This window comes from Photobacterium carnosum, from assembly GCF_021236965.1.
GTDB lineage: Bacteria > Pseudomonadota > Gammaproteobacteria > Enterobacterales > Vibrionaceae > Photobacterium > Photobacterium carnosum.
The window spans coordinates 76984-96868 of sequence record NZ_WMDN01000007.1 but is presented as its reverse complement, the minus strand read 5'-3'; the positions used below and the strand labels follow the sequence as shown (position 1 = coordinate 96868).

Here is a 19885-nt window from a genome sequence, read left to right as displayed (position 1 = left end):
TACTCCCGGCTTAGGCGTTGCATGCTTCATTAATAGAAAGCTTTATTAATTCGATAAAATGATCAAATAGTGGTGCTGCATCATGAGGACCAGGGCTTGCTTCTGGATGGCCTTGGAAACTAAATGCAGGCTTGTCGGTACGATGGATACCTTGTAAAGAGCCATCAAACAGGGATTTATGTGTTGCACGTAGATTTTCAGGTAATGTTGCTTCATCAGCTGCAAAACCATGGTTCTGGCTGGTGATCATCACCACATCACGTTCAAGATCTTTTACTGGATGGTTAGCACCATGATGACCAAATTTCATTTTTACGGTTTTAGCACCGCTCGCTAAGGCTAAAATCTGGTGTCCAAGACAGATACCAAAAATCGGTATATTTTTATCTAGGAAAACTTTGGTTGCTTCAATCGCATAAGTACATGGCGCGGGGTCACCGGGGCCATTTGATAAGAAAATACCATCTGGATTTAATGCCAACACGTCTTCTGCTGTTGTTTGTGCAGGAACAACCGTTAGACGGCAGCCACGATCAACCAACATCCGTAGAATATTTCTTTTCGCACCAAAGTCATAAGCGACAACATGGTACGGTAGTTCACTGTCATCTTTCGCCGCAGGCAAGCCAACGGTTAATGTCCATGAACCTTGTTTCCAGCTGTAAGTTTCATTGGTGGTCACTTCTTTCGCTAAATCCATCCCTTTAAGACCAGGAAAGGCTTGAGCTTGAGCAAGTGCCACTGCTTCATCTAGGTTATTACCCGCAACGATACATCCGTTTTGAGCACCTTTTTCACGTAAAATTCGCGTTAGTTTACGCGTATCAATATCAGCGATACCCACGACATTTTGCAATTTAAGATAATCAGAAAGGGATTGTTCACTGCGGAAATTGGAAGCGATAAGAGGAAGATCACGAATTACCAAACCTTGAGCATGAATTGCCGTTGATTCTTCGTCTTCAGTATTGGTACCGGTATTGCCAATATGGGGATAGGTAAGAGTTACGATCTGTTGCGAGTAAGAGGGGTCAGTGATAATTTCTTGATACCCCGTCATCGAGGTATTAAAAACAACTTCACCAACAGCCGAACCATCTGCCCCAATGGACACGCCGCGGAACACTGTCCCATCTTCAAGGACTAACAGCGCAGATTTGCTCAAGACAACCTCCAAAAAATAAAAATGCAATTAAAACAGATAAACTTGCAACTACCCATTCCATTTAACGCCAAAAACCCTCAACTACTGATTTTTGACAAATTGCGCAAATTCTATGGATCAGTTAGCAATCTGTCAACATTTAACCATAATTAAATTTAAAAAATCACATCAAACAACCATATTTCAACTCAAACCCTGTAAATAACAACTTTCATTGCAGGTTTAAGACCATACAATAACATTCATTAAAATGTAATCGATTGCCTAGGTTGCAAATACGTTACTTTAAATTAAAATCACACGCAAACGATAAAATACGTGGAGTTATGCCAAACAAATACCAATCTAATTACAAAAGCCATCCATAATGCGAATAAAAACAATAAAACATTGCCTTTTTCAACCCTTTCATTATGGTTAACATTACAAGCGATAATCTTACCGAACGCTTACTCATTTATGCATAAAAAATCACGAACGGCGCATAAAAATAATCCATTTATGATTTATTCAGGCATAAAAAAACCTGCCATTAGGCAGGTTATCGATAGTTATAATAGCATTTTATTTTTATAATCGATCCAGATCGAGTACATCTGTCATAGTATAAAAACCCGCTGGTTTCTGGCTTAGCCATGCTGCTGCACGTACTGCACCATTGGCAAATGTCATTCTGTCAGTCGCTTTATGGGTGATTTCAACCCGCTCACCAATATCAGCAAACATTGCAGTATGTTCGCCCACAATATCGCCCGCTCGAATAGTTGCAAAACCAATCTCATTTCGGCTACGTTCGCCTGTAATACCTTCACGAGAATAAACCGCGACATCACTTAACTTATTTCCCATTGCCCCCGCAATCGCTTCACCCATACCAATCGCAGTACCAGATGGCGCATCAACTTTGTGACGATGATGTGCTTCAATAATCTCAACGTCACAATAGTCACCCATCACTTTGGCGGCTTTCTCAAGTAATTTAAATACGAGATTGATACCAACACTATAATTAGGTGCCATAACAACAGCAATCTGCTCCGCAGCAGTATCAATCAATTGACGTTGCTGTTCATTAAAGCCAGTCGTGCCAATAACAATTTTTTTATGATGTTGCAGGCATAATTCAAGATTCGCTAGCGTCACTACGGGCGCAGTAAAATCAATTAACACATCAAAGTCATCAATTGCTTGGCTAAGATCATCAATAATCACCACATTCGCTAAACCAATACCAGCTAACTCGCCCGCATCAGCACCGACTAAACTTGAACCTACACGTTCAGTCGCAACGGTTAATGTCGTCGCATTTGATAATGCTGTCGCTTTAATTAACTGACGCCCCATTCGTCCGGCTGCACCGGCTATCGCAATTCTGACCATTAGCGCGTATCTCCTACACTATTCATAATAATATGTTCCACTGTAGCTTGTTGACTATCATAAAAAAAGCCCCAGTCTTCACTGAGGCTCATTGATCATGAACAAACACCGTATTAGATATTCTTTACTTGTAACTCACGCGGCACTTCAAAGAACATATTTTCTTCACGACCGGATAATTCTTCAACATCAGAAGTATTAGTAAGCTGTTTAATTCGCGCAATAATTTGATTCACTAACTCTTCAGGAGCAGATGCACCCGCGGTTACACCCACTACTTTTCTACCTTCAAGCCATTGTGGATTAATATCTTCAGCGCTATCGGTTAGATAACTAGGTGTTCCTAATTTAACCGCCAGCTCACTCAATCGATTAGAGTTTGAGGAGTTCTTAGAGCCAACCACTATCATCACATCAACCGTTGCTGCCATTTCACGCACCGCATCTTGACGATTTTGCGTTGCATAACAAATATCATCTTTACGTGGACCTTGAATGTCAGGGAACACGTGGCGTAAACGATCGATAACATCCGCCGTTTCATCAACCGATAGCGTAGTTTGGCTAACAAAATGTAAGTTTGATGGATCTTTTACCACCAACGTATCGACATCTTCTGGTTTCTCAACCAAATACATACCGCCATCATGATTAGCATATTGTCCCATCGTGCCTTCCACTTCAGGATGACCCGCATGACCAATTAACACCACTTCCATTGCTTTACGGCTAGCACGTGCCACTTCCATATGTACTTTAGTCACTAATGGGCAGGTGGCATCAAATACCGTTAACTGGCGCGCTTTGGCTTCATTTCTAACCGCTTGTGATACCCCATGAGCTGAAAATATAACAATATTATCATCAGGGACTTCACTTAATTCTTCGATAAAAATAGCACCGCGCTGTTTAAGGCCTTCAACAACAAAGCGGTTATGTACCACTTCATGACGCACATAAATAGGGGGCTGATACATTTCTAATGCACGCTCAACAATGCTAATCGCACGATCAACACCAGCACAAAAACCCCGTGGATTTGCGAGTAATATTTTCATCAATTAATGACTCTTAACGTTCAATGGAGACAACTTCAACCTCAAAGGTAACGATCTTTCCAGCTAATGGATGATTAAAATCAACCGTCACTGAATCACCCACGACTTGGGTAATTATACCGGGAATATCATGTCCATCAGGGCCAGTAAAAGCAATAATACGACCAACTTCTGCGGGAGTATCAACACTAAACTTACTCAATTCGACATGATGAATATTATTTGGATTTGAAGGGCCAAAAGCATCTTCTGGGGCTAACTCAAACTGTTTTTTCTCTCCAGCAGCTAACCCAAGTAAACATTTTTCAAAATTAGCGGTAAGGCTACCATCACCCATGCGAAAAATCACAGGTTTAGCGTTGGCAAACGTCGACTCAGCCACAGACCCATCCGCTAACTTAATCACAAAGTGCATTAACACTTCACTGTTATCCTTGATCATCGACATATATTATTCCCTATTATTAATTACCGCTATTTAACAACAAAGAGCCACGGGTATCAACGTATGAACACTAGGGGCTTTAACTTAACCGAGGTAATAATCAAAAAAAACGCCACCTGTAAAGACAGGCAGCGTTTCATTCTAATAACGAATTAAAACTTAGTGATCTTTAACGGTTTTATCCGCTTTAAAGCCATCAAGAATTAACAATACAGCACCTAAACAAATGGCTGAATCGGCAATGTTGAATGCAGGCCAATGATAACTACCGTAATAGAAATCAAGAAAATCGACCACAAAACCATGGTAAAGACGATCAAATAAATTACCTAATGCGCCACCAATAATCAGTGCATACGCTATATTGGCCATTTTATTGGTCACTGCTGTACGACGCATCCACATTGTCAATAAGCCACAAACACCAAACGCAATCGCAGCAAACAACCATCGTTGCCAGCCACCCGCACTACTTAAAAAACTAAATGCAGCACCCGTATTGTGCACATACAGTAAATTAAAGAAGGGCGTGATCTCAATCCGGTTTGGCCAACCATAGCCCATCGAGTCCATCACCAATAGCTTAGTGCCATTGTCGATAATAAAGACCACAATCGCTAGCCATAACCAACGAATGCCTGATTGCTTAAGCGTCAACGCTTGCTGAGGTGCTGAATTAGTCATTAGGCAAATTTACGCTCTTCACCAGCGCCATCGATGTTAGTTACACAACGGCCACACACTTCTTCGTGTCCAGCAATAGTGCCTACATCAGCAACATGGTGCCAACAACGCTCACATTTCGCCGCTTCAGAAGCTTTCACTGTCACAAATAATCCTTCGATATCTGTGTCTTGTGCGCCTTCAGGCTTGCTATCAGCAACCACAACGTGTGCTTTTGATGTTAGCAATACAAAACGTAATTCGTCTTCTAGCTTATTCAATTTAGCAGCAAGTTCTGCATTCGCAGCGAGTGTGATCTCAGCTTGTAATGAACCACCAATCACTTTTTCGCTACGTGCTGTTTCAAGTAACTTATTCACAGCACCACGAACTTGTTGGATTTCAGCCCAGAAGTCGTTGTTTAGTTCTTCATCTTCAGCAAGACCAAATAAACCATCGAACCACTCACCCGTAAACACGAATTGATCACGTTTACCTGGCATTTCGTTCCAGATTTCATCAGCAGTGAATGACATAATAGGTGCCATCCAACGAACAAGTGCTTCTACAATGTAGAAAAGCGCCGTTTGACAGCTACGTTGTGCATGACCACCACGTTTTGCTGTGTATTGACGGTCTTTAATAACGTCTAAGTAGAAAGAACCCATTTCAACTGAACAGAACTGCATTAAACGCTGGGTTACTGTGTGTAGGTTGTAGTCTTCGTATGCTTGAACGATCTCTTCTTGAGCCGCCATTGCACGACCAACAGCCCAACGATCTAACGCCACCATTTCTTCAACAGGCACACAATCCGTTTCAGGATTAAAGCCATTTAAGTTCGCTAAGAAGAAACGTGCAGTGTTACGAATACGACGGTAAGCATCAGCTGAACGCTTAAGAATTTCGTCAGAAACCGCAACTTCACCCGTGTAATCAGTTGATGCAACCCATAGACGAAGAATATCAGCGCCAAGCTTATTAGTTACATCTTTCGGTGCAACAACGTTACCCACTGATTTCGACATTTTACGGCCTTGACCGTCAACCACGAAGCCGTGTGTTAACACTTGCTTATACGGGGCTTTGTCTTTCATCGCTACCGATGTAATCAATGATGACTGGAACCAACCACGGTGTTGATCTGAACCTTCTAAGTAAAGATCAGCTGAGTGACCATTAAACTCAGGACGGCTATCAACCACAGAGAAGTGTGTAACACCTGAGTCAAACCATACATCAAGAGTATCTAATACTTTTTCGTAAATAGTGGCATCTTCTGCACTCATTACGTCAGTTAGTTCTAGATCCCACCAAGCTTGAATACCCTTTTGCTCAACAAGTTTAGCTACTTTTTCAATTAGCTCAGATGTTTGCGGGTGAAGCTCTTGGGTTTCTTTATGGATAAATAAGGCAATTGGCACACCCCAAGTACGCTGACGAGAGATACACCATTCAGGGCGACCTTCGATCATACCTTCAATGCGGCTTTGGCCCCACTCAGGCATCCATTCAACGTTCTTAGTTTCTGCTAGTGCTTTTGCGCGCAGGCCAGCTTTATCCATTGAGATAAACCATTGTGGCGTTGCACGGAAGATGATTGGTGTCTTGTGACGCCAGCAGTGTGGGTAGCTGTGGGTAATTTTAGAGAAATGTAATAATGAACCGTGTTCACGTAATACATCCACAACCCCTTCGTTCGCTTTAAATACATGTTGACCCGCAAAGATCTCAGTATCAGGTAAGTAAACACCATTGCTACCCACTGGGTTAGCAATTTCAAGGTTGTATTTTTGACCAACCACAAAGTCTTCTTGACCGTGGCCAGGTGCAGTATGTACACAACCTGTACCTGATTCAGTGGTTACGTGATCAGCAAGTACTACTGGCACATCAAAGCTGTAAAATGGATGATTAAAGCGCATTAGCTCTAATTCTTCACCTTTACAGAAACCAAGAATTTCTGATTCTTCAAAGCCAACACGCGCCATCACGTCTTTTACAAGCTCAGCGGCAATGATTAAACGCTGTGGTTGAGTATGAACGTCAGTAACGGGTGTTTGTACCAATGCGTATTCAAGATCAGCACTAACTGCGACAGCGCGGTTAGCAGGCATTGTCCATGGTGTCGTTGTCCAAATAACAATCGACACATCGCCTTCGCCTTGGTCAGCAACACAGCCAAACTTCGCTAATACTGCTGCTTCATCTACCGCTTTAAATTTAACATCGATAGATAGCGATACTTTATCTTGGTATTCAACTTCAGCTTCAGCCAATGCAGAACCACAATCAGTACACCAGTGAACAGGTTTAAAACCTTTAAGCAGGTGATCTTTATCTGCAATTTTACCTAGCGCACGAATGATATTAGCTTCAGTGCCAAAATCCATTGTACGGTATGGTTTGTCCCACTCACCTAGTACGCCTAGACGAATAAAACTTTCTTTTTGACCTTCAACTTGCCCAGCAGCATAAGCACGGCATTTTTCGCGGAACTCAGCAGCTGTTAATTTTTTGCCAGGCTTACCAAATTTCTTTTCTACCATTAATTCAATCGGTAGACCGTGACAGTCCCAACCAGGAATGTACGGTGAATCAAAGCCAGAAAGTGTCTTTGACTTAATAATAATATCTTTAAGAATCTTGTTTAACGCGTGACCGATGTGAATATCACCGTTAGCGTACGGAGGGCCATCGTGTAATACGAAAGATTTTTTACCTTTCTTAGCTTTACGAATTTCACCGTAAAGATCTTCATCATACCAATGCTTAAGCATTGCAGGCTCACGTTGAGCTAGATTGCCTCGCATCGGAAACCCTGTTTCCGGTAGGTTCAGGGTATCTTTATAGTCACTCATGGATTCTAGATTCCGTTACTTGGGCGAAGTTGGACATTATTACGCTCAGACAGCCACACCCGTGCTGTTTGAGCATCTCGTTCGATTTGTAATTTTAGCGCATCGAATGATTCAAATTTTTTTTCGTCACGCAATTTATGGCGCAACACGACTTCAAGCTGACGACCATAAAGATCCGCTTGATAATCAAATAGATGTACTTCAAGTTGTTGTCGTACACCTTGTACTGTAGGTCGGTGACCAACATTAGCAACACCCGCAATAGGTGCAGCAGTAATACCTAATACCTCTACCGCATAAACGCCTGCAACAGGTGCTATACGTCGTTTTAATGGGATATTAGCGGTTGGAAAACCGATAGTACGGCCTAATTTTCTTCCGTGTGAGACTCGACCACAAATACTATATGGCCGACCAAGCATTTGTTCTACTTGATCCAATTCATTATTCGCTAAGGCGTGACGAATTGCAGTACTGCTTACTCGCTGCTCAGAAACACAAAAACTTGCCGTACTTATTACTTCAAATCCATATTTCTTACCAGCAGCCACCAGCATCGCAAAATTACCACGTCGCTCTTGACCAAAACGAAAGTCATCACCAATAACCAGAAATTTAACACCCAATTGCTTTACCAACAAGCATTCGACGAAATATTCAGCAGTCATGGCTGCAAAATGATGATTAAAATTAACACACAATAATCGATCAATACCGACTTTTTTTAATTCTACATATTTCTCGCGAAAACGGGTCAATCGAGCTGGTGCTTTATTACCTGCAAAAAGCTCTTGCGGTTGCGGTTCAAACGTCATTACCGTGGCGGCTAATCCCATTGAATGCGCTTTAGTAATCACCTGCTTAAGCAATGTTTGATGGCCTAAATGGACGCCATCAAAATTGCCAATTGTCAGCACGCAACCATGATGGTGTGGCTGAATATTGGGTATACCTCGAATTAATTCCATAGGTAATTTAACTATGTCAGTACTCATAAGGCTATTCGCTCATCCTACAATCAGATCACTTGTTTATATGATGATTAATAACAGCCAAAAAAATTAATAACTGCGGTAACTCATCCACCACCATTACGGCTGAAAATGTCTTTTTAGCGTAAAGCTGGTGAATTATATACTACTCGGCGGTTTCAATCAGCTATCTGCACGCAGATGACGCGGGCGAACACCTAAAATAATTGCACATAACAGGTAAATACCACTACCACCTAAAATTAAACCAAAGAGCCACGTGATACGTTCAAGCAAATGAAAAGCTAACCATTGATCAGTTGTAGGACTAAACCACAATAAACCACTCACCATCACCACACCAGCAATGACTAATCGCAACACAAACAATAATGTCTGACGACTGACACGGTAAATATTTTCTTTATGCAAACCTCGGTATAGCAACGCAGCATTAAGAAAGGCTGATAATACACTTGCAATCGATAAACCGACATAGCCATAAAAAGGAGCAAAGATACCGTTGAAGACCATATTACTGACCATGGCAATAATACCAATTTTCACCGGCGTTTTAGTATCTTGACGAGCGTAATAACCCGGCGCAAAAATTTTAATCAACATATAGTTCAACAGACCTGCTGATACCACCCATAACGACATAGCCGTTTGGTTAACATCGTACAGGTCAAATTCACCACGCATGAACATCACCATCAACATCGGTTTGGCTAGGGTGATCATACCGAGCATCGCAGGAATACCCAAGATCAACACCATTCGCACACCCCAATCCATGGTATCTGCGAATTGTTGAGGTGATTTATCAACATGTTTACGCGACAAAGCAGGCAAGATCACCGTCGCAATCGCAATACCAAACAGTCCTAATGGGAATTCTAATAAGCGATCAGAATAATATAACCAACTGATTGAACCCGTCATCAAGAAACTCGCAATCAACGTATCGAGCAATAAGTTAATTTGAGTCACTGAAACACCAAACAGAGCCGGTAGCATCAGTTTACGTATCTTCGTCACGCCAGGGTCATTCCAGCCCCATTGTGGACGAACTAAATACCCTTCTCGATATAAAAATGGCAGTTGAAAACAAAACTGCACTAAACCACCGATAAATACCCCAAGCGCTAGACCAATTTCAGGTTTAGCCAAGTGAGGTGCAATAAACACCGCACACCCAATAATGGCAACATTAAGAAACACTGGTGTAAACGATGAAATGGCAAACTTACCGAGCGTATTTAAAATTGCACCAGATAACGCCACAAAGGTGACAAACCACAAATAGGGAAAAGTGATTTTAAGTAACAAACTGGCTAATTCGAATTTTTCAGCGCCGGGTGAAATGTTATGCATCCAATCCCAAAACCAACCAAAACCAAATAATGCTGTTACGACACCAGAACCTAAAACACCCAATAATGTCACGATGGTGACAATACCACCTAACGTACCTGCGGCACGCGCAATCAATAATCGAGTTTGATCAACATCACCTGCAGCATGGTATTCAGTTAAAACTGGTACAAAGGCTTGTGAAAAAGCGCCTTCTGCAAAAAGGCGACGTAAAAAGTTGGGAATTTTGTTGGCAAAGAAAAAAACATCGGCCGCAGCCCCTGCTCCCATTAGGTTAGCAACTACCACATCGCGCACTAAACCTAGCACTCGAGACACTAAAGTCATGGCACTAACTACCATTCCAGAGCGTAAAAGACGCTTACTCACAAAAAAACCTCATAAAAGATGTTCAGAAAGGTGACTTCTGAATCGAAATACTGGTAAAATCTGTCGCCATATTAACCGTGTTAATCCGCAAGTGCCAACTAGATTGGTATGGCGGTTATTTGCACGAATCATTTGACAATGATTAAGATTAAGGGCATAGTCCTCGGCCTTAAATTGTCACCATACCAAGATTTGGGAGTTACACCCTTGGCAAATATCAAATCTGCTAAGAAACGTGCACTAACTTCAGAAAAACGTCGTCAGCATAACGCTAGCCGTCGTTCTATGATGCGCACTTTCTTCAAGAAAGTAATTATCGCTATTGAAGCTGGTAATAAAGAAGCTGCAACACTAGCTTACGCTGAAATGCAACCTGTTCTAGATCGCATGGCTACTAAAGGCCTGATCCATAAGAACAAAGCTGCACGTCATAAAGCTCGTCTAACAGCGAAAATCAAAGCTCTTTAATTTTAATTAATGAGTCTAGATTAAAAAAAACCGACCTTAGGGTCGGTTTTTTTATGTCTATTCATTGCCCATTGCCTATAAAACTAGCATTTCAATATTGAATATTGCTGATTTTATAACTGACTTTATTTTACATCTTCGAGCATAAAATGAAAAAAACGCTGTTACGCGGCTTGTTCAATGTCCTGCCGCTAGTATTAAGTATTTGGTTATTCTGGTCACTTTTTGAGTCATTAGATGAAGTCGGTAATTTTTTATTTGGTTTAGTTCACATTACCGAACTCTTTAAAGGTGCTGGTTTTTTACTCATTCTGATCTTATTGTTTGTTGCTGGGTTACTTTTTTCTGTTAGTCCTATCGCATGGCTCTATGATTTTGTTATTCGTCAGTTGATGCGATTTCCGTTTTTTAAGACGGTTTATAGCAGTATTAATGATATTGCCTCACTAATGAGTAGTGACAATAAAAATAAAAATCAGCAAACTGTGCTAGTGCATCAAGCTAATAATACTTACATCGTTGGCTTTATTATGGCTAACGAAACTCCAGAGCCACTATCAAACGCATTACCAGACGGAGATTGGGTTCCGGTACTATTTCCACTTAGCTATCAAATAGCAGGCATTACAACACTGGTAAAACGTGAAGACTTAACCATTGTTGATTGGTCATTTGAAGATGCAATGCGTTATAACTTAACCGCAGGCATTTCAGTTTCAGCCAAAGATAAAGAAGAGAAAGAGAAAGAGAAAGAGAAAGAGAAAGAGAAGCAAACAACAGATCACGCTACAAACGAACAAAAATAACTGAGCTGTAATATATAGAAACAACGATTAACGCCTTATTATTATTCTTTCCAGTTGAAAATGTATAAGGCGTTGATAAGTGATAAATATTAAAACAATGTACTAAAATCAGCTGCACAAATACGTTTCACAGCAGGGTGCATGATCATTCGTTCAGCAAAAATAACAAAATATTCATCACAAATATCCGTCACTCGTTTAACTTCATAAATACGACTATTACTGGTGAGCTCATCCGCATAAATAGATGGCGCGATAAACATCGACTTATGATAACAAGCAAAAGCCTTCATTAACGCCGCATCATCAAATTCACCTAATATATTTGGCGTAATGCCCTGCTGATCAAACCATTGATGCAATTTGCGTCCCATTGCAGAACGTCGACTGGGTACCAATAGCTTATAATCTTCAATACAAGCAGGAAAATCAGCATCAGATAAATCATCAGTGCAGAAAAAACTCATTGCAGATTCACCCAGCTTTTTACTGTATATACCGGGATTTTGAGTTGAGCTAACTGAACAGTCAGATAAGATCATATCCAATTTATGTTGTGATAGTTGCTCTAACAACATTTCATGGGTCGATTCAAAACAGCTTAATTGGATCCGTTGATCGCTAGGAATACCCTCTAACAACACTTGGCTCACTAACCGTTTTGACAACGCATCAGCAACCCCAACTTCAAATAATTGGTTATCTCGCTGAGTATAATTAATACGGTCGAGCATTTGATAGCTTAAATCAAACATCTTATCCGCATATTTAAACACTAATTGACCAAGCTCTGTTGGTTCAATATTACGGCCAACACGTTTAGTTAACTTACCTTTAAGACGATCTTCTAATGATCGAATCTGCCCCGTCACTGTTTGCGGAGTCAGAAATAATGCATCAGCCGCTTTCGTTACTGAGCCTTGCTTGCAGACCATCCAAAAATAATAAAGATGGTTATAATTTAAGTGAGACATTGCCGCTATTTAAATAAAAAAACCCAACGACAAAGCTTACGCTGTGCCACTGGGCTGTTCAATGTTTGACGATATAATTTATAGTAAAATCAAATCAAGATCGTCTTTAAGCTGTAATTAACGTTGCAGTCGTTCTAAGTTTCGCACTCGTTCGCCACCACGTTGTTCTAACGCACGTTGACGAAATGAGCTTTCTTGTACTGTCGTAGTATCAACGGTTGTTTCTTTAGCATCGTTAATACCTTGTAAATATGCTTGGCATACTTCAGAACTATCATCATTAATACATGCTTGGGAATTAACCGAGGCAAGACTAAACGGCGAAAATAAACATGCGATAACAACTAACAACGTTTTCATATTACACCTCTGATTTAGGTAATGTTTTACTTAACATGATGTAACCGACAATCGCGGCGACAGTAGAACCCAATAAGATTCCAAGTCGAGAGTAAGTCGCAAAGCTTTCATCAGCACCAACAAACGCCAGTGATGAGATGAAAATCGACATTGTAAAACCAATACCACATAACACCGATACGGCAAAAATATGTTTAAAGTTAATCCCATCAGGTAGTTTTGCAACACCTGTTTTAACTGCAAGAAAACAGGCTGTAAAGATACCAACAGGCTTACCAATAAATAATCCAGCAGCAATACCAACAGGTAACATTGACGATAAACTGGCCAGTGATACGCCAGTTAATGAAATACCCGCATTAGCAAATGCAAATAATGGCAAGATTAAGAATGCAACATAAGGATGTAATGCATGTTCAATCGTTTTAAGGGGTGAATGAGTATCTGTCCGACCATTTTTACCCGCTAATGGCACTGCAAAACCTAACACCACACCCGCTAATGTTGCATGAACGCCTGATTGCAGTACGCTGAACCACAAAATAGCACCAACAATTAAGTATAATGGAATACTAGTGATGTTCTTCAGATTCATAACGACCAATGTCGCTGTCGAGATAAATGCCACGGCTAACGCAAGTGTTGATAAATCTGAGCTATAAAATAAAGCGATGATCACAATCACGCCTAAGTCATCAATAATAGCCAATGCTAATAAGAAAACTTTTAAGCTTACTGGTACACGGTTACCCAATAGCGCCATAACACCTAATGCAAAAGCAATATCTGTTGCGGCTGGAATCGCCCAACCTTTAACGGCCATCGGATCGCCATAATTAAAGGCGGTATAAATTAGCGCTGGAGCAATCATGCCGCCAACAGCAGCAATCGCAGGGAAGATAGCTTTTTCTTTGGTATTAAGTGCACCTTCAATAAGTTCGCGCTTAACTTCTAGTCCAATTAAGAAAAAGAAAATTGCCATTAAGCCATCATTGATCCAATGCGAGACTGATAATCCGCCGATATAGCTATGTAGCGTATCGGTATATAACGATGCCAATGGAGAGTTAGCAATAACCATTGCAATTAATGCTGCGATAATAAGAATAATACCGCCAGCTGATTCTAATTTAAGAAATTTACGAATAGCATCGGTCATTAACCGTTACTCCTTTAACTATATTATTCACGCGATCCAAGCACCCCTAACTTGTAGGTTAGCTAAATACTTAGTCGTCTCAATTAAATTTAGTGTAAACGTCAAACTTACAAACTGAAAAATCGTTTGTATGGATATAAATACTCGGTAAAACCGAAGAGTTATAGTTATAGCGCTACTATATCCGCACTATTTATTTATCGTCATTCATTATATTTATACTAAAAATAAAATAAATCGCAAAACTTTACTTTTAATAAGCATATTTTTATAATTTTTAACGCTAAAAACAAAAAACACACAAAACTATTAAAAACCAATTAGAAACAATCTACTAGAGCGTATTAATGCAACCTGACATTGTATAATTTAATCGGTTGCCCTCTCATTTCCCTGACAAACCCCAAACAAATATCCATTTATGACACTCAGTGTAATATTTCTGAAATATAACCAAACTACTATTCACGCAGATTTCAACAAAATGACACCCAAACGACATATTCCTGTCATGGAGAAATGATTATGACAACCCAAGCCACTACTGCTGCATCGAAGTTCAGCTCTATGCGTTGGGTCCGCTGGGGCACCCTAGCGTTCATGCTATATTTGTTACTCGTTGCTGTATCTATGGTCAGCGGCGGTTTTAAATGGTCTGTCGGCGAGCAAGCAAAAACATTATTTGAATTTGCATCTCACCCTGTTGCAGGCTTAATGGTTGGTCTTATCGCAACGGCACTGATTCAATCATCAAGTACCGTTACCTCAATTATCGTGGGTCTTGTGGCAGGTGGTTTACCTGTAGAAACTGCAATCCCAATGGTAATGGGTGCGAATATTGGTACAACACTGACCAATACTTTAGTCAGTTTAGGTCATGCTCGTTGTAAAGAAGAATTCCGTCGTGCGTTTGCAAGTGCAACAGTGCATGACTTCTTTAACTTATTAGCTGTTGCCATTTTCCTACCATTAGAAATGATGTTTGGTATCCTTGATAAATTATCAGGTTGGTTAGTCTCGCCATTCTTAAAGGCGGGTAATATGAGCATGAACGGCATGGATTTCATGAAGCCGTTAACACAACCAGCCATTGAATTAGTAAAAGGACCACTAGAAACACTCGGACAAAACGGGGGTTTTATACTCATTGGATTAGGCATTGCACTGATTTTCATCTCGATCACTTTAATGGGTCGACTCATGCGAGGCCTAATGGTTGGTCGTGCTCGTGATATTCTAAAGAGTGCTATCGGTCGTGGTCCATTACATGGTATTGCATCAGGTACAGCAGTAACGATTCTAGTACAGTCATCATCAACAACAACAAGTTTGATGGTACCGCTAGTGGGTACAGGTGTATTAACCGTACGTGAGGTTTATCCATTTACATTAGGCGCAAACATCGGTACTTGTATCACTGCACTACTAGCAGCAACCGCAGTATCAGGTGATCATGCCGTGTTTGCACTACAGATTGCACTGGTGCACTTCTGCTTTAACGTGTTAGCGACAGTATTGATTTACGGCGTACCGTTCTTACGTGAAATTCCACTTAAGTGCGCGTTCTTCCTTAGCGATTTAGCAACGAAGAATAAAGCTGCTGTTGCGGGTTACCTTGGCCTAGTATTCATTGCTATCCCTGGTTCAATCCTAGCGTTTACAGCTTAATCGCTACGCTTCGTTAAATAAAAGCGCAGTGAAATAAAAAGCCCCACACAAGCAATTGTGCGGGGCTTTTTGTTATCTCTTATTTACTGATCACACTAGGTAATTGTTATACCGAGAATGGGTATTGGATTGGCGCGTGATGCTCATAACCAACCACTTCAAAATCATCTAAGGTTACCCATGTTTCTAAATCTTCTAATGAGGTGATCTTAGGATTAATAATCAATTGAGGCGATGCAAATGGCGTACGCGTTAATTGCTCATCACGCATTAATGGCAATTGATCTTCGTAAATATGGGCATTAATAATTTTATGGTAAGCCTGACCGGGTTTGTTACCCGTAATTTGCGCCATTAACGCTAACAAGGTAAACACTTGTACTTGGTTGAAATTAAGCCCTAATGGCACATCACAAGAACGTTGAGCACTGGTGAGATACAAAGTATCCCCTAATAGTGAAAACGTATGAGTGTGCATACATGGACGTAAACAACCCATATCAAACTCGCCTGGATTATAAAACGTCAGAATTTCACCACGATCATCAATACCTTTGGTTAAATCATCAACAATCTTTTTTAGTTGATCGATAACTGTACCATCGGCTTTTTGCCAGCGACGACCTTGAACGCCATAAACGCGCCCCATATCATCTTCGCCTTTACGGTACGGATTATTAAGCCATGCTTGGTTATCATTGGCATTGGCATTCCACGTATTACAGCCAATAGCACGAAACTGAGCGGCATTGTCGTACCCACGTAGGTAACCTAACAATTCCGCAATCGCAGCTTTCCAAAAACTTTTACGGGTAGTAATTAAAGGAAACTGATTATTAGCAACATCATAGGTTAAATCAGCATTAATCACTGTCAGGCAACGTTTGCCAGTTCGTTCATTTTCAATCCACACACCGTCATCAACGATCCGCTGACACAACGCCAAGTACTGTTTCATTTGTCCTACCCGTTAAATTAATGACGCCCAGCAAAAGCTAGGCGTCTAAAAGTCGTTACTCTTAATTCTATCAGAAGATAGCCCACTTAAATCTAGTCGATATCAACTCAAGAACATTTTAAGACTGATAATAAGTAGTAGTACCGCAAACAGCTTTTTAAGCGTCGCGGTAGGTAAACGCGTCACCAATGCAGCCCCATAGCGAGTGGTGATCATTGAGGTCGCAGCAATACCCACTAATGCAGGTAAATAAACATAACCCACACTATAAGCAGGTAAATTCGCGCTACCCACCCCCGCAAAAATAAAGCCAATCATGCCTGAAATAGCAATCAGAAACCCGACTAACGATGCCGAACCAATTGCTCGACGCATTTCAACACCAAAATAACTCAAATACGGTACCGTTAATGAGCCACCGCCAATACCCGCTAAACTTGATAATAATCCAATCACACCACCACCAACAGCGGATGCCAATGCACTAGGCAATGGTCGAGAATGCGTAACGCGTAGTGATAACATCATTTGTAATGCTAATAACAACACAATTACCGCAAACACTTTGGGTAAATATTGCGCAGGTACTAATTCAGCCACCACACTGCCACTGAGTCCACCAATAATAATCCCGGGAGCTAGCACTTTAACCACGGATAAATCAACATTACCCAATCTAAAATGATTACGAGCAGAAGCCATTGCCGTCATAACGATACTAGCTAACGAAGTCGCTAACGCAATATGCATTAACATTGATGGCTCAATACCCACTTGGGGTAACAACCACACCAAAGTAGGCACAACTAATAAACCACCGCCGATTCCAAGTAATCCAGCTAATAAACCCACTACTGAGCCTAAAATTAAGCACATTGAAAACAGCCACATGACACTTTCATGCATGATAATTACCCATTATTTCTTTCACAATAAACCACCATTATTTATTACCTGCACGAATAAAACCGCCGAGCTGATGTTGTTCAATAAACCGAGTCGTTAACTTACGTACATCATCAGCAATATCGACGTGCAGTGCTTGAGTGGCTAATGATGTCATATCCACGCTATCAATATGACGTAAAATATATTTAATTTTAGCGACATTACGCGCGTTCATGCTTAACGACCGATACCCCATCCCAACGAGCAACAAAGCACCGACAGGATCACCAGCTAATTCTCCACACACACACACGGGTAATTGGTATTTTTTAGCACTATCAACAATGTGCTTTAACGCATGTAAAACAGCCGGATGCAATGCATCATAAACATTCGCAACCCGCGCATTATTACGATCAACGGCTAATAAATATTGGATTAAATCATTACTACCAACAGAGATAAAATCTACCCGTCCGACTAAAGCATGGAGTTGATATAACATTGACGGCACTTCAATCATGATCCCAAGGCGTGGTTTATGTAATTGTTGCCCAGCGGCTAGTGCGGTTTGAGCCACATCAGTATACGCCCGCTCAATAATGGCTTTGGCATCATCGAGCTCATTAATCCCCGAGATCATCGGTAATAAAATATCCATATTATTCAAGCCAATACTTGCACGTAGCATCGCACGTACTTGAATCATAAATATTTCAGGATGATCAAGCGTAAACCGAATCCCTCGCCAACCAAGAAAAGGGTTATCTTCTTCGATCGACAAATAAGGTAGGGGTTTATCGCCACCAATATCTAATGTTCGCATCACTACAGGTTGATCGGGATAAGTATGTAAAATAGTGCGGTATTGGTTAATTTGTTCTTCTTCTGAAGGAAAACTACGTTGGAGTAAAAAGGGGACTTCAGTACGATAAAGACCAACACCATCAATGCCCTTATTTAACGCAAAATGTGAATCAGCGCTTAATCCGGCATTAATATGTACCATAATTCGTTGTTGATCCTTGGTCACTGCACGGTGTTGTTGATCACACTCGACGATCTTTTCAAGCTCATCATCTTCACGCAGTAAACGTCGATATTCCGCTAATACATGACGATTCGGATTAACTAATAAATCACCACGATAGCCATCAACGACAACCAGATTGTTATGCACCGTATGCGGCGTAAAATCTACGCCCATAATGGTAGGAATACCTAATGCTCGCGATAAAATAGCGGCGTGAGAGTTAGCCGCACCGTCTTGTGCAACCACCGCAGCCAGTTTTCCTGCGGGCACAGTGGCAATCATCGCAGCAGTTAACTCTCGAGTTAACAAGACAATCGGTTCATCCCATTGCTGTTCATTAGGCTTATCATCACATAAAAAATACAACAGCCGTTGCCCTAACTCCCGTATATCACGCGCACGCTCTTTAAGGTAAAGATCTTTCATGTTGGCAAAGCGATTAGAATACGTTTCAACCACTTGTCGCACTGCCCACTCTGCTTGATCACCATCATCAATATGTGCTTTAAGATCAGTACGTAGTAACGGATCATTCAGTAAATGGCTAAATAAATCAAAAATAGCGAGGGTTTCTTTTTGTAAGTCACTATCAAACCGTTTTCGCAATCGCCGAAATTCTTTACCCGCTGAATCTATTGCTATTGTTAACCGTTCTTGCTCTGCATTGATATTCAAACATGATGCTGGCGCAACATGCTCTAATAAAGGTTGGGTATCATCCCACCACGCTTTTGCAATCGCGACCCCACTTGATGCCGCAGACCCAGTTAAATGAAGCCGATTACCTTTCTCAAACCACATTCCTTGTGCTTTAGCGTGCGCTAGAATGCCCGCCAACTGAGCAGCTAGCGTAACTAAAAAAGATTCTTCACTTTCCGTAAATTCACGTTGTTCGCGTTGCTGGACAACGATAACGCCGAGGACTTGGCGTTGATGAATAATAGGAGTACCAAAAAAGGATCGAAAAGATTCCTCTCCGATTCCTGGAAGGTGTTTAAAATGAGGGTGTACTCGAGCATCGGCAACATTTAATGGCTCGGCTCGTTGACCCACTAACCCGACTAACCCTTGATTAAAGCGCAAACTGATACGTCGCCGAGATTTATTCAACCCTTGTGTTGCCATTAAGGTATAAATCTGACGCTGATGATCAGCAATGTACACCGAACAACAATCGGTTTTCATTACCTGAGTAGTATTTGATACCAATTGATCCAATGCATCGATCAATGAGTGAGCGCTGACAACCTTGTCAACAATTTCTCTTAGCTTTGTCAGCATA

Annotated in this window: 17 protein-coding genes; 3 read left to right on the top strand and 14 right to left on the bottom strand. The window is 41.1% G+C overall.

What is annotated here, in order from left to right; all coding sequences use genetic code 11:
• Window positions 1–10: 10 nt before the first annotated feature.
• From carA to murJ, 8 genes are all read right to left on the bottom strand, one after another.
• Window positions 11–1165 (bottom strand): glutamine-hydrolyzing carbamoyl-phosphate synthase small subunit, encoded by a 1155-nt coding sequence (gene carA, locus GLP24_RS08955; protein WP_232615888.1) that lies wholly within the window; start codon window positions 1163–1165, stop codon window positions 11–13.
• A gap of 570 nt (window positions 1166–1735) precedes the next feature.
• The gene (gene dapB / locus GLP24_RS08950) at window positions 1736–2545 is read right to left on the bottom strand and encodes a 4-hydroxy-tetrahydrodipicolinate reductase (protein ID WP_232577310.1); all 810 of its coding nucleotides are present in this window, start codon (window positions 2543–2545) and stop codon (window positions 1736–1738) included.
• A gap of 113 nt (window positions 2546–2658) precedes the next feature.
• Window positions 2659–3603, bottom strand: coding sequence for a 4-hydroxy-3-methylbut-2-enyl diphosphate reductase (gene ispH, locus GLP24_RS08945; RefSeq protein ID WP_101768260.1), 945 nt, complete (start codon window positions 3601–3603; stop codon window positions 2659–2661).
• Window positions 3604–3616: 13 nt separating this feature from the next.
• Window positions 3617–4051 carry an FKBP-type peptidyl-prolyl cis-trans isomerase gene (fkpB, locus tag GLP24_RS08940; protein ID WP_232615887.1) on the bottom strand — a complete coding sequence of 145 codons (435 nt, stop codon included), beginning with the start codon at window positions 4049–4051 and terminating at the stop codon, window positions 3617–3619.
• Between the two features lie 156 nt (window positions 4052–4207).
• Window positions 4208–4732 (bottom strand): signal peptidase II, encoded by a 525-nt coding sequence (gene lspA / locus GLP24_RS08935; RefSeq protein WP_232615886.1) that lies wholly within the window; start codon window positions 4730–4732, stop codon window positions 4208–4210.
• Window positions 4732–7572: an isoleucine--tRNA ligase gene (gene ileS / locus GLP24_RS08930; protein ID WP_152653729.1), complete on the bottom strand. Its 2841-nt coding sequence runs from the start codon at window positions 7570–7572 to the stop codon at window positions 4732–4734. Before ileS ends, lspA begins: the two co-directional genes overlap by 1 nt.
• A gap of 5 nt (window positions 7573–7577) precedes the next feature.
• On the bottom strand, window positions 7578–8540 hold the full coding sequence (ribF, locus tag GLP24_RS08925; protein ID WP_101768327.1) for a bifunctional riboflavin kinase/FAD synthetase: 963 nt from the start codon (window positions 8538–8540) through the stop codon (window positions 7578–7580).
• A gap of 186 nt (window positions 8541–8726) precedes the next feature.
• Window positions 8727–10289 (bottom strand): murein biosynthesis integral membrane protein MurJ, encoded by a 1563-nt coding sequence (gene murJ / locus GLP24_RS08920; RefSeq protein ID WP_232577313.1) that lies wholly within the window; start codon window positions 10287–10289, stop codon window positions 8727–8729.
• A 207-nt stretch (window positions 10290–10496) separates the two neighbouring features.
• Between murJ and rpsT the strand changes: the two genes are divergently transcribed.
• Window positions 10497–10757, top strand: coding sequence for a 30S ribosomal protein S20 (rpsT, locus tag GLP24_RS08915; protein ID WP_045036056.1), 261 nt, complete (start codon window positions 10497–10499; stop codon window positions 10755–10757).
• 149 nt (window positions 10758–10906) lie between these two features.
• On the top strand, window positions 10907–11563 hold the full coding sequence (locus tag GLP24_RS08910) for a DUF502 domain-containing protein (RefSeq protein ID WP_232583811.1): 657 nt from the start codon (window positions 10907–10909) through the stop codon (window positions 11561–11563).
• An 89-nt stretch (window positions 11564–11652) separates the two neighbouring features.
• Here the strand turns inward: GLP24_RS08910 and nhaR are convergent, their stop codons facing one another.
• The 3 genes from nhaR to nhaA form a co-directional block, all read right to left on the bottom strand.
• On the bottom strand, window positions 11653–12537 hold the full coding sequence (gene nhaR, locus GLP24_RS08905) for a transcriptional activator NhaR (protein WP_101768264.1): 885 nt from the start codon (window positions 12535–12537) through the stop codon (window positions 11653–11655).
• Between the two features lie 117 nt (window positions 12538–12654).
• Window positions 12655–12897: a hypothetical protein gene (locus GLP24_RS08900; RefSeq protein WP_232575977.1), complete on the bottom strand. Its 243-nt coding sequence runs from the start codon at window positions 12895–12897 to the stop codon at window positions 12655–12657.
• Between the two features lies 1 nt (window position 12898).
• Window positions 12899–14056, bottom strand: coding sequence for a Na+/H+ antiporter NhaA (nhaA, locus tag GLP24_RS08895; RefSeq protein WP_232575976.1), 1158 nt, complete (start codon window positions 14054–14056; stop codon window positions 12899–12901).
• A 525-nt stretch (window positions 14057–14581) separates the two neighbouring features.
• On the opposite strand from nhaA, the gene GLP24_RS08890 reads away from it, so the two are divergent.
• Window positions 14582–15724: a Na/Pi symporter gene (locus GLP24_RS08890; protein ID WP_101768267.1), complete on the top strand. Its 1143-nt coding sequence runs from the start codon at window positions 14582–14584 to the stop codon at window positions 15722–15724.
• A gap of 106 nt (window positions 15725–15830) precedes the next feature.
• Here the strand turns inward: GLP24_RS08890 and GLP24_RS08885 are convergent, their stop codons facing one another.
• The 3 genes from GLP24_RS08885 to ptsP all read right to left on the bottom strand — a co-directional run bounded on the left by GLP24_RS08885 (window position 15831) and on the right by ptsP (window position 19884).
• Window positions 15831–16682 (bottom strand): thymidylate synthase, encoded by an 852-nt coding sequence (locus GLP24_RS08885; RefSeq protein WP_101768268.1) that lies wholly within the window; start codon window positions 16680–16682, stop codon window positions 15831–15833.
• Between the two features lie 102 nt (window positions 16683–16784).
• Window positions 16785–17588: a sulfite exporter TauE/SafE family protein gene (locus GLP24_RS08880; RefSeq protein ID WP_101768269.1), complete on the bottom strand. Its 804-nt coding sequence runs from the start codon at window positions 17586–17588 to the stop codon at window positions 16785–16787.
• 37 nt (window positions 17589–17625) lie between these two features.
• A complete protein-coding gene (gene ptsP / locus GLP24_RS08875) occupies window positions 17626–19884 on the bottom strand; it encodes a phosphoenolpyruvate--protein phosphotransferase (protein WP_232615885.1) in 2259 nt (752 codons plus the stop codon).
• Window position 19885: the final 1 nt, after the last annotated feature.

Coding starts and splice junctions, on each gene's coding strand:
- nhaR (WP_101768264.1), bottom strand. CDS start 12,537: ATGTCTCACTTAAATTATAACCATCTTTATTATTTTTGGATGGTCTGC.
- dapB (WP_232577310.1), bottom strand. CDS start 2,545: ATGGTCAGAATTGCGATAGCCGGTGCAGCCGGACGAATGGGGCGTCAG.
- fkpB (WP_232615887.1), bottom strand. CDS start 4,051: ATGTCGATGATCAAGGATAACAGTGAAGTGTTAATGCACTTTGTGATT.
- GLP24_RS08900 (WP_232575977.1), bottom strand. CDS start 12,897: ATGAAAACGTTGTTAGTTGTTATCGCATGTTTATTTTCGCCGTTTAGT.
- ribF (WP_101768327.1), bottom strand. CDS start 8,540: ATGGAATTAATTCGAGGTATACCCAATATTCAGCCACACCATCATGGT.
- GLP24_RS08880 (WP_101768269.1), bottom strand. CDS start 17,588: ATGCATGAAAGTGTCATGTGGCTGTTTTCAATGTGCTTAATTTTAGGC.
- GLP24_RS08910 (WP_232583811.1), top strand. CDS start 10,907: ATGAAAAAAACGCTGTTACGCGGCTTGTTCAATGTCCTGCCGCTAGTA.
- GLP24_RS08885 (WP_101768268.1), bottom strand. CDS start 16,682: ATGAAACAGTACTTGGCGTTGTGTCAGCGGATCGTTGATGACGGTGTG.
- ispH (WP_101768260.1), bottom strand. CDS start 3,603: ATGAAAATATTACTCGCAAATCCACGGGGTTTTTGTGCTGGTGTTGAT.
- lspA (WP_232615886.1), bottom strand. CDS start 4,732: ATGACTAATTCAGCACCTCAGCAAGCGTTGACGCTTAAGCAATCAGGC.
- ptsP (WP_232615885.1), bottom strand. CDS start 19,884: ATGCTGACAAAGCTAAGAGAAATTGTTGACAAGGTTGTCAGCGCTCAC.
- ileS (WP_152653729.1), bottom strand. CDS start 7,572: ATGAGTGACTATAAAGATACCCTGAACCTACCGGAAACAGGGTTTCCG.
- nhaA (WP_232575976.1), bottom strand. CDS start 14,056: ATGACCGATGCTATTCGTAAATTTCTTAAATTAGAATCAGCTGGCGGT.
- GLP24_RS08890 (WP_101768267.1), top strand. CDS start 14,582: ATGACAACCCAAGCCACTACTGCTGCATCGAAGTTCAGCTCTATGCGT.